This is a genomic window from Bradyrhizobium sp. BRP23, from assembly GCF_020194135.1.
Lineage (GTDB): Bacteria > Pseudomonadota > Alphaproteobacteria > Rhizobiales > Xanthobacteraceae > Bradyrhizobium > Bradyrhizobium yuanmingense.
The window spans coordinates 186,480-200,977 of the sequence record NZ_JADYVW010000010.1 but is presented as its reverse complement, the minus strand read 5'-3'; the positions used below and the strand labels follow the sequence as shown (position 1 = coordinate 200,977).

Here is a 14,498-nt window from a genome sequence, read left to right as displayed (position 1 = left end):
TTCATCGGGCTCGATCAATGAGGCTGGACGGAGGTGCCGACGAATGCCTAGGCGCCGTCGGCGTCGATGACGGCCTTGGCGAAGGCTTGTGGCGCTTCCTGCGGCAGATTGTGGCCGACGCCGCCGGTGATCAGGCGAAACTCGTATCGGCCTGAGAACTTCTTGGCATAGGCGCTCGGCTCGGGATGGGGCGCGCCGTTGGCATCGCCCTCCATCGTGATCGTCGGCACCTCGATCTGCGGAGCTGCGGCCAGCTTCTTTTCGAGATGCTCATATTTTGCCTCGCCCTGGGCGAGCCCGAGCCGCCAGCGGTAATTGTGGATCGTGATCGCGACATGATCCTTGTTGTCGAGCGACGCCGCGCTTCTGTTGAAGGTAGCGTCGTCGAACTTCCACTGCGGCGAAGCCAGCTTCCAGATCAGCTTGGCGAAATCATGCGTGTACTTCTCGTAGCCGGCCCGGCCGCGCTCGGTCGCGAAGTAGAACTGGTACCACCATTGCAGCTCGGCCGACGGCGGCAGCGGCATATTGCCCGCAGCCTGGCTGGAGATCAGATAGCCGCTGACCGACACCAGCGCGCGACACCGCTCCGGCCACAGCGCGGCGATGATGTCGGCGGTACGCGCGCCCCAATCGAAACCGGCGACGACGGCCTTCTTGATCTCGAGCTTGTCCATCAGCGCGATGATGTCGGAGGCCATCGCGGCAGGCTCGCCATTGCGCGGCGTCTCGCTGGAGAGGAAGTGCGTCGAGCCGTAACCGCGCAGATGAGGGATGATGACGCGATAGCCGGCCTGCGCCAGGATCGGTGCGACCTCGACGAAGGCGTGAATGTCGTAGGGCCAGCCGTGCAGCAGGATCGCCACCGGACCATTCGAGGGACCCGCCTCGGCATAGCCGACGTTGAGAACGCCGGCATCGATCTGCTTGATCGCGCCGAAGGACGCATTCGATGCTTGGGATCGCTGCGGTTCGGTCTCGGCACGAGCGAACGCGATCACGCCGATGCCGGCGGCGGCGGCTCCGGTGGCGATGCCGAGAAACTGGCGGCGGTGCTGATCGATGAGCTGCTTCATGATGGTGTTACCTCGTCGTGGTTGATGATGGTGCGTCAGATCAGCGCGACCGTGACGTCGATGTTGCCGCGGACGGCCTTGGAGTAGGGGCAGGTTTGATGCGCTTCATCGATGATGCCGCGTGCGATCTCGGGGTCGAGTCCCGGCAGGCTGACATTGAGGCGCGCCCTCAGCGCGTAGGCGCCCTCGTCGAGCACGAGATCGATCTCCGCGTCGATCGCGCTTTTCCTGGGAAGGGTCACCTTCTGCTTGCGCGCGGCGAGTTCCATGGCGCCTTCGAAGCAGGCCGACCAGCCGGCCGCAAACAATTGCTCGGGATTTGTGCCGATGCCGGCCCCGCCCGGCGGCGACAGCTTGACGTCGAGGCGACCGTCGGAACTGCGCGATATGCCGTCGTGCCGGCCGCCGCTGGTGTGGGTCCGGGCCGTGTAGAGCAGTTTTGCCGTTTGCGTCATGAAGAGCTCCTTGCCGTCGCGCAAACTGCCTAGCAGCGACGCGCCCCGGAGACCCGTTTGGACTTGTGAGAAGTTGTGAGGCCGGCGCAGAAGCTTATGGGAGGCTTGCAAACACGGTCTGAGGCCGATGCAACGCAGGCCTTGCGGGATGGCTGCCCTCTGGCTATCCGGTTCGCAAATGAGCAAGATTTCGCGATGACCACGCCGACCGGGCCAAGACTCTCGTTCGGACCATTCACCGTGGCGCCACATGAAAGGCTCGTGACGCGCGACGGCGTCACAGTGCCGCTGGGTGCGAAGGCGTTCGACGCGCTGACCGCACTGATGTCGCGGCCGAACGAGGTCGTCAGCAAATGGGATCTAATGGCGCTGGTGTGGCCCGGCATCACCGTCGAAGACGCCAATCTGCGCTTTCACATCGCCGCTCTCCGCAAGGCGCTCGGCGACGGCAAGGACGGCGCGCGATACATCACGACGCTCTCCGGACGCGGCTATTGCTTCGTGGCGCCGATCTCGCACACGCAGCTTCCGGCGGCGCGGCGCTCGTCCCCGCCGATGGAATTGCCGCCGGTCAAGCTGCCAAATCGGCTGCAACGGATGGTCGGGCGCGACCAGGCCGTCGCCACCATCTCCGACAAGCTTCTCACCTCGCGCTTCGTCACGATCGTCGGTCCGGGCGGCGTCGGCAAGACTGCCGTCGCGGTGGCGATCGCCCACGACCTGCTCGCGACGTTCTCCGACGCCGCGCATTTCGTCGACCTTGCCGCGCTCAGCGATCCCGATCTCGTGATCACCTCGATCCTGTTGATGCTCGGCTTGCCGGCCGAGACCGACGATCCCCTGCCCGCGCTGCTCGCGCATGTCAGGGACAAGCGGTTGCTGCTCATCCTCGACAATTGCGAGCATGTCATCGCCGCGGCGGCACCGCTGGCTTCGGCGATCTTCCACGCTGCGCCTGATGTCCACATCCTCGCCACCAGCCGCGAAGCCCTGCGCGTCGAGGGCGAGCAGGTCTATCGATTGGCACCGCTCGCCGTACCGCCTGATAGTGCCGGGCTGAGTGCGGCGGCTGCACAGACCTATCCCGCGCTTCAGCTCTTCATCGAACGGGCGACCGCTGGCGGCGCGCAGATCGCGCTCGACGATACCAACGCCGCGACTATCGCGAGGATCTGCCGCAACCTTGACGGCATGGCCCTGGCGATCGAGCTCGCCGCGGGCCGGGTCGAAGCTTACGGCCTGGAGCAGACGGCCGCGCTGCTCGACGAGCGTCTCAATCTGCTCTGGCAGGGCCAGCGCACCGCGCCGCCGCGGCAGAAGACGTTGCGGGCGACGCTGGACTGGAGCTACGGGCTGCTGTCCGACATCGAGCGCCTCGTCCTCCGCAGGCTGGCGGTCTTTGCAGGTCACTTCACCATCGACGCCGCCCTCGAGGTCGTCCCGGATGAACGGGCCGACCGCTCCCGCTTGTTCGATGCCATCGACAGTCTCGTCGCCAAATCGATGGTCGCGCCGCGGCCGGTCGGCGCCATGATGCGCTACCGTCTGCTCGATACCACGCGCGCCTATCTGCTCGAGATCGAGCCGAACGACGCCGCGCTCGCCGCCCGCCACGCGACCTACTACCGGCGATGGCTGGAGCAGGCCGGCAGCACATGGGCGGCAACGCCGAATGCCGACGAACGGGCGATCCACTTCTCCGCGCTCCACAATGTGCGTGCCGCGCTGGACTGGTGCTTTGGCGCGGGCGGCGACGCCACCGCCGGCATTGCGCTCGCCGCCGCGGCAGCGCCGATCTTCCTCGCGATGTCCCTCTTGATCGAATGCCGGCGCTGGTCGGAACGGGCACTGCTTGCGATGACCCCGTCCGCGCGCGGCAGCGCCGATGAAATGCACATCCAGGCTGCCCTCGGGCTGACCCTGATGTTCACGCGCGGCGGCAGCGAGGCGGCGCGCGTGGCCTTGAGCAGGAGCCTTGCGATCGCGGAGGCGCGCGGCGACGCGCCGAACCAGCTGCAGCTGCTCGGCCGCATGCATATCTTTCACGAACGGATGGGGCAGTTCCATGCCGCGCTTGGCTATGCGCAGCAGAGCCTTGCGGTCGCGCAGGCGCTCGGCGATCCCGGCTCGATCGTCCTCGCCCATTCGCTGCTCGGGGTTTCGCTGCATCTGGCCGGCGAGCACCGCGACGCGCTGAAGATGCTGGAGGTCGCATGGCAAGGGCCGGGCGCGGAACGAATCAGCACCATCCATGGCTTCGATCATCGCAACCGGGCCGGCATCACGCTGGCGCGCGAACTCTGGTTGCAGGGCCGGCCCGCGGACGCGCGGCAGCTGGCGCAACAGACGGTGACTGAAGCCGCGCAGATGGAGCATCCGATCACGCTGTGCATCGCGTTGATCTGGGCGGTCTCGATCTCGCTCTGGGACGGCGATCTCGACGGCGCCGAGCAGAGCATCGACCAATTCATCGCGCATGCCGAATCTCGATCGATGGGTCCCTATCTCGTGGTGGGCCGCGGCGTGAAGGGCGAACTGGCGATCCGTCGGGGAGACGCCGCGCAAGGCGTCGATACGATCATGGCTTGCCTACGCGAGCTCCACGAGGCCGGCTACGAACTGCTCACAACGACCTTCAACATCGCACTGGTTCAAGGCTTGTTGGCGCTTGGACAGGTCGAGCAGAGTGCGCGCCTGATCGACGATGCGATCCGCCTCGTCGATCAGAGCGGCGATCATCTCTACATGCCCGAGTTGCTGCGGATGAAAGGCAGAGTTCTGTTGTCGCTGCCGGAGCCCGACGCCGAGCAGGCAGAAGCCCACTTCATGCAATCCCTGGATCTGAGTCGCCGGCAAGGCGCCACGGCCTGGGAGCTGCGCGCTGCGATCGATCTCGCCGGGCTGTTTGCCGGACGCGGGCAGCGCGACGAGGCGAAGCGATGGCTCCAATCGGCGCTCGAGGGCTTTGCCGAGGGCGCCGATACGGCGGATATCAAAGCGGCCAGCGTGCTTCTGACCACGCTGTAGCAGCCCTATTCCGTCGGCGTACCCTGCTTCCACTGGCCGCCGGCGATCTTGGCGGCGGCAATCACCGCTTGCGTCCGGCTCTCGACGCCGAGCTTCTGCAGGATCGCCGAGACATGCGCCTTGATGGTGGCCTCTGAGACACCGAGCTCGTAGGCGATCTGCTTGTTGAGAAGGCCCTCCGACAGCATCATCAGGACGCGAACCTGCTGAGGCGTCAGCGTCACCAGGCGGTCGCGCAGGCGGGTCATGTCGGGATCGGCGGCGGCGGAGAGGTCGGTATCGGCGGGGACCCAGACGTCGCCCTCCATCACCTTGAGGATGGCGTCGCGCAAGGTCTCGACCCCGAACCGCTTCGGGATGAAGCCGGACGCGCCGAAATCGAGCGAACGGCGGATCGTGGCGCTGTCGTCGGAGGCCGAGACGATCACGACCGGGATCGCCGGGTATTGCGCACGCAGATAGATCAGGCCGGAAAAGCCGGAGATCCCAGGCATGGAGAGGTCGAGCAGGACCAGGTCGACCTCGGAGGCCTGCTCAAGAAGCTTGGTCAGATCCTCGAAGGATCCGGCCTCGTCGATCCGAGCCGCGGGGAGAACGCCCGCCACCGCCTGCCGCAGCGCATCGCGGAACAGGGGATGATCATCGGCGATGACGAGATGGGTGTTTGCATTGGCTGTTGCAGTCATCTGTTCCGCAGGCCGACGAAAGATCGGGAAAGAAGTTCAACTCGTTGCTGATCAAGCAGCAATTGCGATTGTTTACTGACTGGAGCCGTCTTGCAAGGCAACCTTCCGCCCGTAGTCGCAAGGCGGTTAATCACAGGCGTCAACCAACTGATGTTGCAGCGCAAAAAGCCGCTGACGAGTCTCATCAATCCCTGAACAGCAGGTCCCGGGTCAACTCATCGATCACGGCGACCGCTTGAAGCGCTGCCCTCAATCGCTCGCGATCACGGGCCGACAACGGCTTGACCAACACCGCATTGGAGGGCGCCGTCCCCTGCGCCACATCCGCAATCTGTTGCGACACGATCAGCTCCAGAAAGATACCATGGGCCTCGTCGAGCGCATCGAGATCGGTCTGGCCACGGCCAACCAGGGCCTTCACGCCCGCGAGGCGTTGCGATGTCGATCGGCCCATCACATGGTAACGGATCGCCATCGCACGCGCTGCAGCAACCAGGCCGAACAGCCCTGCCGCCTTGAGGTCGATGCGACCGCCGTCAGTGCGAATGCCGCCGAAGAATTTCAGGCTCGCAGGGACGCTGATCCCCTCGACCAGAAGCTTGGCGAACGCGACCTGCCCCTCGGCTGCCGCGAAAGCCGCCTGCCTGACCGCCACGGCAAGGCTGCCGTCGCCATGAACGGCCCGGAGATCGAAAAAGATATCGACCGACAGCAGATCCTTTGGACTGGAGCGGCAGACCCAGTGCTCGATGCGGTCCCGCCACGTTGCAACAGAGCCGCGCCAGGGTGGGTTTTTCGCCATGACGCCCCCCTTGCAATAGGGCACACCGGCCTCGTGCAGAATATCTGCAACGTGCGCTGCGAACGTCTCAAACCAGCGATCCTCGTTGCCTCCCGGCTCGCCTTGCGCGAAGATCACGGCATTGTCCTGATCCATCGCCAGCAGGCTTTCGCCGCGCCCGGCAGACCCGAGCACGATCAGCGTGTAGGGCGTGGGGGCCGCGCCCCGACCGCGATCCCGCATGATCCGCTCGGCGATCACAGCGGCCTGACGGGTGAGGGCGCAGAGCTCGCTGGAGATCACCTCCGCAATCTGACGCCCGGACAATCCTTCCGCCAGGAGCACCTCCGCAACCCGCGGCAGCTTCGCCCAGGCCAGCGCCAATGCCTGCGTATCCGCAGCATCCTCGATCTCGTCGCCGAGCGATATGGCCTCCCCTGCCCGCAGACGCAGCAGGTCCCGCGCGGACAACGCACCGACCACCCGGCCGGCCTCATCGACGACGCCGAGATGGCGGGTCTTGAGGCGATTCATCCGGCCAATCGCGCGATAGACAAGCGCGTCCTCGGGAATCGCCGCCAGCGGCCTGCTCATGATGCGGTGCACCGGCAGCTCCAGCGCGGGGGCACCGAGCCGGGCGATCGCCCGCAGCACGTCACGCTCGGTAACGATCCCGGCCTCGACGGCCTTGATATCGTCGGCGGCCGCATCCGCCGCACCGACGTACACAGCCGATATTCTCTCGCTGGTCATTCGTGCCAGGGCTTCGCTCACCGAAACGTCCGGACCGACGAAAATGACGGGATACCGCATGATGTCGCGGTTGCGGTGGCGATAGGCATAGGCGTCGAATCGCTTCAGCGTTTGCTCTGCATCGATACGAGCCGTCGCTTCGACCGGCTCGACCCAACCCATCCGCACCTGATCGTCGAGCACCGTGGTGAGCGCGCGACAGACCCGCTCGGCTTGAGCGACGGTCCGGATGCCGTGCTCGCGCAGCCTCGGCAGCAGCGCAAGGAAGATCCGTGCCGTCGTGATCGCATCGCCGAGAGCGGAGTGCCGGCCGGCTACGTCAATGCCAAGCCAGGCCGCAAGATTCTCCAGCTGGTATCCGCCGAGGTCCGGTGCAACGATCTCCGCAAGCAGTCTGGTATCGAGCGTTCGAGGCCGGGACCATGGCAATCCCGCCAGATCGCATTCGCGCTTCAGGACGGCCAGATCGAAACCGATCATGTGCCCGATGACGACCGTCCGGCCGAGGAATGCCTCGAAACGCGGCCACACATCCACGAATAGCGGCGATTCAGCGACCATGGCATCATCGATGCCGTGAATGCGCGTCGTTTCGGCGGGGATCGGTTGATCGGCCGGCCGCAGCAATTGAACGAACGAACCGCCGTCGACCAGCTTTCCGGCCGACAGACGCACGCCGGCAAGCTCGATCACCCGCGCCTTGCGCGGATCGAGCCCAGTCGTTTCGGCATCGATGACAACGGCGTCGAGCGACAAAAGCGGGGCAGCACCACTCGTCGTATCCATTGTCCTCCCTCGGAAGGCCCGGACCGTGCGATGCTGGCCGGCAAACCGGGCATTGGCAGAGGCGGGGCGATCCTACGCCAGCAGCCTGTTGGTCACGGCAGCCGCATCGATGCGATCGACCAATTCGTCATGGATGTTGCACAGGCTGACGCGCAGGTAATTGCGGATCGTCTCGAAATCCCGTCCGCGCAGCTTTTCGTGGATCGGCATCATCGCAAAATAGGTTTCCGCCAGCGGCTCGGGAATGTCCATCACGCGCTTGGGCGCATGCCCGCCAACAAGGTCGAGCCTCTGCTCCAGCTCGCGCCGGGCCTCAAGCCAGGCGTCCTCGCCGAGCGACGGCGGCACGGGGTAACGGTCGAAAACCGAGAGGACGACGAGGATCATCTGGTCGAGAACCGCCCGGCGGTGCATGCCGGCATGTGGGCGCAATACCCCCTCGACCATCTCGCCGACCATCGCAAGCCCGAGCGGATAAGCCTGCCAGCGCGACCGTTCGACGGCTTGTGCAAAGCCTTCCTCGGCAAACAGCACCTTGGCGTAATGGCCCGCGCGGGCACGCGAATACTCGTAAATACCCTTTTGCACGATGAATGCCGACTGCGCGTCTATGAAGTCGGCAAGCGCCTTGCGATCGCCAATCGGCGGCCGGGGACGAAAGAATTTCTGCAGCAGCTTCATCGCAATCCGATCCTGCCAAACGGAATCGCCGTGCTATCCCGCGCTCGCCGCGCCCGAATTGTCAACGGCCGCAGCGCCGTTCGCATCCGCAACATCGGTTCCCTCCGAAAGTATTAGAAAGACCTCGGCACTCCTGATGTTAGCCTCCGACATTCCAAATTGGCGAAAGACCGGTTGGAAGGCGGCACGGGGGGGCCGCAGCGACGGGTATGCAACCCCTCGATTCCTCCGGCTCGCATGCCGGAGTGCTGACAGAGGAAATGCAGCCCATGCCTGACTCCCAAAATCTCAAAGAACGAGAAGAAGCCCACTGGCGCAAGACCTCGCGCCTGATGCTGATCAACCTCGGCATCTGGTTCTTCTTCGGATACGTCATCCACATGTTCGTGGTTCCGCTCAACGCCATCAAGCTGCCGATCCTTGGCTTCCCGCTCGGCTTCTATATGGCCGCGCAGGGTTCGCTGATCGCCTTCGTGGTCATCCTGTTCGTCTTCGCCAGACAGCAGGACAAGATCGACCGAGAATTCGGCTTCGCAGAAGACGATTAGGGGGATTGAACATGGCTACGCAGGCCTCAACCGGCGGCTCCGACTTTCTCAGCAACCTCGGGCGGATCTACGGCTTCTACACCGGTGGATTCGTCGCATTCGTCCTTCTGCTCGCCGCCCTCGAAGTGATCGGGGTGCCGAACAAGGTTCTCGGCTACCTGTTCGTGTTCTTCACGCTCGCGGTCTACGCCATCATCGGCATTCTGTCGCGAACGGCGCAAGTCTCGGAATACTATGTGGCCGGTCGCAGCGTACCGGCGTTCTACAACGGCATGGCCACCGGTGCCGACTGGATGTCGGCAGCGTCCTTCGTCGGCATGGCGGGCACGCTGTTCCTGCTCGGCTATGACGGACTTGCCTGGGTGCTCGGATGGACCGGCGGCTTCGTGCTGGTCTCCATCCTGATCGGGCCTTATCTGCGCAAATTCGGCGCCTATACGGTGCCCGACTTCTTGTCCTTCCGTTATGGCGGCAATTTCGCCCGGGCGCTGGGCGTCGTCGTGCTCGTCGCCTGCTCGTTCACCTATGTCACGGCGCAGATCTACGGCACGGGCATCATTGCCTCGCGCTTCCTCGGAATGCAGTTCGAGCTCGCGGTTTTCGCGGGACTGGTCGGCATCCTGGTCTGCTCGATGCTGGGCGGCATGCGCGCGGTGACCTGGACGCAGGTGGCCCAGTACATCGTGCTGATCATAGCCTACCTGACACCGATCGTGATCCTGTCAACCAAGATCTACGGGATACCGCTTCCGCAGCTGACCTATGGGCACGCGATCGCGGACATCACGGCGCGCGAACAGGACATGCTCGCGAACGGACTGGCGGCGGCGGCAAGCCTCAAGCCGCACATTCAGCCGTTCTTCAGCTATAGCCCGCTGAACTTCTTTGCGATCATTCTGTGCATGATGGTCGGGACGGCCTCGCTGCCGCACATCTTGATGCGCTACTTCACGACACCGTCGGTGCGTGAGGCGCGGCAATCCGTGGCATGGTCGCTGCTGTTCATCTTCCTCCTGTACTTCTCGGCGCCTGCCTATGCGGCGTTCTCGAAGCTGGAGGTGTACACGAACATCATCGGGCGCGATCTGTCCGCGATCAGGCCCTGGCTGTTCAGCTGGGGCGAGCTCGGGCTGATCCAGATCTGCGGCAAGAACGCCGTCAACATCGACGCCGTCATTGCCGCCTGCAAGGCCGTTGCCGGTCACCCCGGTGTGGTCCGGCTGCAGGACTTCGTGATCAACACGGACGTGATCGTGCTCTCGACACCGGAGATCGCGGGCCTTCCCTACGTGATCTCGGGCCTCGTCGCGGCCGGCGGCCTGGCCGCGGCTCTGTCCACCGCCGACGGGCTGCTGCTCGCGATCGCCAATGCATTGTCGCATGATGTCTACTACAAGATGATCGATCCGAACGCGCCGACGGCACGCCGGCTGATCATCGCGCGCGTGCTGCTGCTGGCGGTCGCAGTCATTGCCGCGGCGACGGCTGCCACCAAGCCCGGGGATATCCTGGCCATGGTCGGCTGGGCGTTCTCCCTGGCGATGGCGGGCAACTTCCCGGCGCTTGTGATGGGTGTGTGGTGGAAGCGCACGACGTCCACGGGCGCGATCTGCGGCATCATCGCCGGATTTGGGCTGTGCATGTTCTACCTGCTCGTCACGCGCTATTTCCCTGGCGCGGGCGTCAAGTATTTCGGCATGACGTCGCTGCTCAATCCGGTCACCGGCGCACCGCTGGTGGACATCGCCAAGGCCATGGCATTGCCCAACGCCATGGAGAGTTGGCCGACGCTGGCCCACCCGCTCGCCAACAAGGTGGGTTGGTTCAACCTCAACAACATCGCATGCGGTTTGCTGGGGACGCCATTCGGCTTCGCGGTGATCATCATCGTGAGCCTGCTGGGAAGGGCGCCGTCGCGGGAAATGCAGGCCTATGTTGACGAGATTCGCAAGCCGCGAGGCCGCACGGTGCTCGAAGAGAAAACGACCTGAGCGGATCGGATCGATTGCGACGAACGGGGCCTTGCGAGGCCCCGTTCTTGTTTGCGACCGGCGGCGCTCGCTTGCCCAGAACCGTCTGCCTTGACATTGTTGGGTGCGGCGGCCGGTGCAGAATGCCCGACGGGCCGGGCCGAGCAGGCAGCCCTCGCAAGACCATACTGCGCCAGAGCGAGGTCCGGAGGAGGACAGATTTTGGACATTGCCGACTCGTTCGCCAGATACTGGTATTTCCACCTGCCGAACTTCGTTCTGGCGGCTCTGATGTACACCATGCTCGGCCGCTTCCTGCTCGGCCTCTTCGTCGACGCCGACTCGCCGAACTATATCTGGCGCTTCTTCTGCCGCCTCACCGATCCGGTGCTCACCGCCATTGCAACCGTCACGCCGAAGGCAGTTCCTCCAGCCATCGTGTGGCTGTTCGGTTTTGTCTGGATGTTCTGGTTGCGGATCGTGCTCCACTACACATTGCTCGTGCTCAACCTCGCGCCGCGGCTTGCGGGAGGAGGATCATGAACCGCAACTTCTTCCTGATCGGTATTGCCTTCTTCGGAATGATCAACGGCCTCTTCAACCAGCTTTGGCTGATCTTCGCCCTGCTCTACGTCCAACCGCTCGCAGGCCCTCTTCTGTTCGGAAACATGTCGCTGACGCTGATGTTCGCCTCGCTGATGGTCTCGACCGCCACCGTGATCCTGGGCGGCATTCCCGCCGCCATCTACGAACGCGTCACCGGCGCACAGGAGTCGAACGGCGTCTCGCTTTGGATCTGGCTGGCCGGCACGGCTATCCTCGCGCTCCCCGCCGCCGGCAATTTCATCAGCGTCGGCCTCTGAACGGCGGGCGGGAACCATTGAAGGCAGGCCCCGCAGGGACTACCCTAGACGCATCTCGATCCCAATGAGCCAGGCGACGGAGTTCCTCCTCATGGAAGAAATGCGCCGCATCGCCTTTGAAACGGTCCTGCGCGCGTGCGGATTTGCCTCCCTCGCCATATTCTGCGTCATGATCGGCCTTTCGTTTCTGCCGCGCTCCGCGTTTCAGGCGGGAGGCTTTCTGAGCCTGATCATGACACTGGTGCTTCTCCTGAAAGCGCAGGAGGCGCGGACCAAAGACCACCGCCGCACCGAGATGTGGCTGTATCTTCCAAAAGATAGACGCCCGCCTCAGCCGCATGCACAAAAAACAGTCTCGGCGGTGATGCGAGAAACCTATCTGGTGTTCGCATACTGGTCTGCCCTGGTGTCAGTCGTGATGTGGATTGTCGCGATGGGCTTTTCCGTCCTTGGACTTTAGTTTGAGGCTGCAGACCCACGGTATTTCGTTCCCGCGGCTCCGTGATTTCCCGTCCGACATCTCCGCGATCCTTCCGATTCGCGTCGAAAGTACTATTGGGCCGGACGCGATAGGCATGTAATTGCTCGCCCCCGATTGGTGGCGCGCCCGCGTGGCGCGAATCGGTTCTTGAAAAGAAAACAAGCGGGAGCGAATCTGAATGACGACAGTAACTGCAACATCGGCACCATCTGCCGGCGCCGGGATGACGAAGGACGAACGGTTCGTCATTCTCGCCTCCTCGCTCGGTACCGTCTTCGAGTGGTACGACTTCTATCTCTACGGTTCGCTGGCCGGCATCATCGGCGCGCAGTTCTTCTCGGCCTATCCGCCGGCAACCCGCGATATCTTCGCGCTGCTGGCGTTTGCCGCGGGCTTCCTGGTGCGTCCGTTCGGCGCGATTGTGTTCGGCCGTGTCGGCGACATCGTCGGCCGCAAATACACCTTCCTCGTCACCATCCTGATCATGGGTCTGTCGACCTTCATCGTCGGCCTGTTGCCCAACGCGGCGACCATCGGCATCGCGGCCCCGATCATCCTGATCGTGCTGCGCCTCGCCCAAGGTCTGGCGCTCGGCGGCGAATATGGCGGTGCGGCGACCTACGTCGCGGAGCATGCGCCGAACGGCAAGCGCGGCTTCTACACCTCCTTCATCCAGACCACGGCAACCCTCGGCCTGTTCCTGTCGCTGCTGGTGATTCTGTTCACCCGCACCGCGCTCGGTGAGGCCGATTTCGCAGCGTGGGGCTGGCGCATTCCGTTCCTGGTCTCGGTGCTGCTGCTCGGCATCTCGGTCTGGATCCGGCTCCGCCTCAACGAATCGCCGATCTTCCAGAAGATGAAGGAAGAGGGGAAGAGTTCGAAGGCGCCGCTGACGGAAGCCTTCGGCAATTGGCAGAACGGCAAGCTGGTGCTGCTCGCCCTGCTCGGCGGCGTCATGGGCCAGGGCGTGGTCTGGTACACCGGCCAGTTCTACGCGCTGTTCTTCCTGCAATCGATCCTGAAGGTCGACGGCTATACCGCCAACCTGCTGATTGCATGGTCGCTGCTGCTCGGCACCGGCTTCTTCATCGTGTTCGGCATGCTCTCCGACAAGATCGGCCGCAAGCCGATCATCCTCGGCGGCTGCCTGATCGCGGCGCTGACCTTCTTCCCGATCTTCAAGATGATCACCTCCAACGCCAACCCGGCGCTGGAAAAGGCCATCGAGACGGTCAAGGTCGAGGTGGTGGCCGATCCCGCCAAGTGCGGCGATCTGTTCAACCCGGTCGGCACCCGCGTCTTCACCGCGCCTTGCGACACCGCGCGCGCCTACCTGTCGCAATCGTCGGTCAGGTACACGACGACGCCAGGTCCGGCCGGCTCGGACGTGAAGGTCGTGGTCAACGGCAAGGACGTGCCCTACGCCAACGCCAAGGACAGCAACCCGGCGGTTCTCGCCGCGGTGCAGGCGGCCGGCTATCCCAAGGCGGGTGACACCGGCATCGTGAAGATGTCGCATCCGTTCGACGTCTTCCGTCCGCAGCCGGCGGCGATCATCGGCCTGCTGTTCGTCCTGGTCCTGTTCGTGACCATGGTGTACGGCCCGATCGCGGCGATGCTGGTCGAATTGTTCCCGACCCGCATCCGCTACACTTCGATGTCGCTGCCCTACCACATCGGCAACGGCTGGTTCGGCGGCCTCCTGCCCGCCACCGCCTTCGCCATCGTGGCCTCGACCGGCGACATCTATGCCGGTCTCTGGTACCCGATCATCTTCGCCTCGATTACCGTGGTGATCGGCTTCCTGTTCCTGCCGGAAACCAAGGACGTCGACATCAAGGCGACCTGATCGCAGCAGCAATCGACGACACCAACCGGCCGCGGTCTCCGCGGCCGGTTTTGCTTTGTGTGGTTATCGATCGCTGCCGATGAATTGCAGCACGATCTCACGGCGGTGCGGGCGGCTGCGATGCTCGATCAGGTAGATCGCCTGCCAGGTGCCGAGCGCGAGCTTGCCGCTCAGGACCGGGACCTGAAGCGAAGTCTGCGTCAGCATGGTCTTGATATGGGCCGGCATGTCGTCCGGCCCCTCGGTATCATGGGTCCACCCCGCGTTCTCCGGCGCGAGCCGTGACAGCGCCGTCGTAAGATCGACCAGCACGGAGGGATCGGCGTTCTCCTGGATCGTCAGCGAGGCCGAGGTGTGGCGGATGAACAGCGTCAACGCGCCCTCACCCGCGTGCGCCTCGGCGATGAATCTCGCGGCCTCGCTGGTCAGATCGGTGAAGCCGCGGCCAGGCGTCTGCACGGTGAGCAGTGCCGATGTGACGGTCGTGGCCTGTACGGACGATGGTGCGGAGCGGGTGACGGATCTGGCAGATGTCATGGAGG

Annotated in this window: 13 protein-coding genes; 7 read left to right on the top strand and 6 right to left on the bottom strand. The window is 64.2% G+C overall.

The features are described 5' to 3' along the window. Positions 1-47: 47 nt before the first annotated feature. Positions 48-1,076 (bottom strand): alpha/beta hydrolase, encoded by a 1,029-nt coding sequence (locus I6F24_RS26270; protein WP_225142887.1) that lies wholly within the window; start codon positions 1,074-1,076, stop codon positions 48-50. A 35-nt stretch (positions 1,077-1,111) separates the two neighbouring features. Further along, complete coding sequence (locus I6F24_RS26265) at positions 1,112-1,531, bottom strand: organic hydroperoxide resistance protein (RefSeq protein ID WP_035996651.1); 420 nt, start codon at positions 1,529-1,531, stop codon at positions 1,112-1,114. Between the two features lie 195 nt (positions 1,532-1,726). Between I6F24_RS26265 and I6F24_RS26260 the strand changes: the two genes are divergently transcribed. Beyond that, positions 1,727-4,558: a winged helix-turn-helix domain-containing protein gene (locus I6F24_RS26260; protein WP_225152135.1), complete on the top strand. Its 2,832-nt coding sequence runs from the start codon at positions 1,727-1,729 to the stop codon at positions 4,556-4,558. Between the two features lie 5 nt (positions 4,559-4,563). Here the strand turns inward: I6F24_RS26260 and I6F24_RS26255 are convergent, their stop codons facing one another. The 3 genes from I6F24_RS26255 to I6F24_RS26245 form a co-directional block, all read right to left on the bottom strand. Next, complete coding sequence (locus I6F24_RS26255) at positions 4,564-5,244, bottom strand: response regulator transcription factor (RefSeq protein ID WP_035996645.1); 681 nt, start codon at positions 5,242-5,244, stop codon at positions 4,564-4,566. Positions 5,245-5,428: 184 nt separating this feature from the next. Next, a complete protein-coding gene (locus tag I6F24_RS26250) occupies positions 5,429-7,534 on the bottom strand; it encodes a DUF294 nucleotidyltransferase-like domain-containing protein (protein WP_225152132.1) in 2,106 nt (701 codons plus the stop codon). A 102-nt stretch (positions 7,535-7,636) separates the two neighbouring features. After that, on the bottom strand, positions 7,637-8,245 hold the full coding sequence (locus tag I6F24_RS26245; protein WP_057028414.1) for a hypothetical protein: 609 nt from the start codon (positions 8,243-8,245) through the stop codon (positions 7,637-7,639). A gap of 269 nt (positions 8,246-8,514) precedes the next feature. On the opposite strand from I6F24_RS26245, the gene I6F24_RS26240 reads away from it, so the two are divergent. The 6 genes from I6F24_RS26240 to I6F24_RS26215 all read left to right on the top strand — a co-directional run bounded on the left by I6F24_RS26240 (position 8,515) and on the right by I6F24_RS26215 (position 13,956). After that, on the top strand, positions 8,515-8,793 hold the full coding sequence (locus tag I6F24_RS26240; RefSeq protein WP_035996678.1) for a DUF4212 domain-containing protein: 279 nt from the start codon (positions 8,515-8,517) through the stop codon (positions 8,791-8,793). 11 nt (positions 8,794-8,804) lie between these two features. Continuing rightward, on the top strand, positions 8,805-10,784 hold the full coding sequence (locus I6F24_RS26235; protein WP_036040224.1) for a sodium:solute symporter family protein: 1,980 nt from the start codon (positions 8,805-8,807) through the stop codon (positions 10,782-10,784). Between the two features lie 201 nt (positions 10,785-10,985). Continuing rightward, entirely contained in the window at positions 10,986-11,306 is a 321-nt protein-coding gene (locus I6F24_RS26230) for a YggT family protein (RefSeq protein ID WP_035996633.1), read from the top strand. Further along, a complete protein-coding gene (locus I6F24_RS26225) occupies positions 11,303-11,626 on the top strand; it encodes a hypothetical protein (RefSeq protein WP_035996632.1) in 324 nt (107 codons plus the stop codon). Before I6F24_RS26230 ends, I6F24_RS26225 begins: the two co-directional genes overlap by 4 nt. Before the next feature lie 91 nt (positions 11,627-11,717). Further along, a complete protein-coding gene (locus tag I6F24_RS26220; RefSeq protein WP_157785154.1) occupies positions 11,718-12,086 on the top strand; it encodes an integrator complex subunit 1 in 369 nt (122 codons plus the stop codon). 199 nt (positions 12,087-12,285) lie between these two features. Then, entirely contained in the window at positions 12,286-13,956 is a 1,671-nt protein-coding gene (locus I6F24_RS26215; RefSeq protein ID WP_225152130.1) for an MFS transporter, read from the top strand. A gap of 63 nt (positions 13,957-14,019) precedes the next feature. Here I6F24_RS26215 and I6F24_RS26210 read toward each other — a convergent pair whose 3' ends face one another. Further along, entirely contained in the window at positions 14,020-14,493 is a 474-nt protein-coding gene (locus I6F24_RS26210; RefSeq protein ID WP_036020587.1) for a secondary thiamine-phosphate synthase enzyme YjbQ, read from the bottom strand. Positions 14,494-14,498: the final 5 nt, after the last annotated feature.